This is a genomic window from Halomonas sp. 707D4, from assembly GCF_024158685.1.
Classification (GTDB): Bacteria; Pseudomonadota; Gammaproteobacteria; order Pseudomonadales; family Halomonadaceae; genus Vreelandella.
In genome coordinates this window covers 1-1187 of record NZ_JAMZBD010000702.1, presented here as the reverse complement: position 1 = coordinate 1187, position 1187 = coordinate 1, and the positions used below count along the sequence as shown (strand labels likewise).

At 68.8% G+C, this 1187-nt stretch carries 1 protein-coding gene; it reads right to left on the bottom strand.

Going from position 1 to position 1187, the window contains the following annotated elements; translation table 11 throughout:
- Window positions 1-1187: pilus assembly protein (locus BIS11_RS18035; RefSeq protein ID WP_253586789.1), on the bottom strand; the 1187-nt coding region annotated here is incomplete at both ends.

The window sequence follows — 1187 nt, the reverse complement described above, 5'->3', positions numbered from 1 at the left end:
CCGGTTCGCCCGCCGCCGCAGGGGTTGCCGATGTCCGGCAGCATGCTCGAGAAGCGCACCCGCCTTGGAAGATCGCTCGAGAGCGTGGGCGAGTTGATCACCCGTTCGCCGGCGGGCAGCTCCAGGCGCCATCCCTCGTAGCCGGTGGTCAGCGCGACGTTGGTGCTGGCGCGCACGTTGAACCCGTCGCGTGTGGCGCTGCCGGTGATGCGCTGCGCGAGCAGCTGCGCGCTGGTGAGGGCGCTCGTGCGATCGACGCGATCGCGCAGACCGACGAGCTGCTGCACATTGCGGTCGTTGACGTCCTGGGTTCTGAAGTAGCTGCCGGTACCGAACAGCACCATCAGCGTATTGGCCGAGTTGGTACTCAGGGTGACCGCCGGGGCCGAGGTGATCGGCTGGCTGCGCGAGCCCGTATAGACCTTGGTAACTGAGCCGCTACCGGTCAGGGAAAAGCGCCACAGGTTGCCGGCAAGATCCCCCGCGTAGGCATAGCGTGCGCCGTTGAAATTAGGCCAGGCGGTCACCGTCGGCGGGGCCAGCCCGTTGGGCGCCTGGGCGCTTCCCTCGTTGGTCAACCGGTGCGAGATCAGGCGCCCGGTGCGCAGATCCACCACGAACAGCGACGCCTGGTAGCCGACGCTGTTGTATCCGTTGCCGAAGATCGCCACCCAGCGCCCGTCCACGAGCTGGGTGATGGTCGGGGTGGTGACGCCGGTGCCCAGTGCCGGGTGGCGAAACTCCCACAGCACGCTCGACGCGCCCATCTGGGTGGGCTGGCTGACGTCGAGGGCGAAGACCGTGCGCCCGCCGGCACCCATGGTGCCCACGGCGATGGCGCTGGGGCCACCTGCGATGTTCACCTCGCGCACCGCCGGGGTGCCATCCATGAAGTAGCGGTGGCGATAGCCTGGCTGGGTGAGCGGGCGCAGCGCCGGCGCCTGCCCCTGGGTGAGCTCAGAGGGAAGGTAGGCGAAGAGCTCGCGCCCGGTGTCGGCGTTGAAGCCGTGCAGCATGCCGTCGTTGGCGGCGGCCAGCAGAAGCGCCGGCCGACTGCCGCTTGCCGGCAGTACCACCGGGCTTGCGTTGATGATGTCGCCCAGAAGCGACTGGCGGGTGCGCAGGCCCGACTGATTCAGCCCCTGCAGCCAGTTGATCTCGGCCTGGGTGAAGCCGCTGGTGGTGGT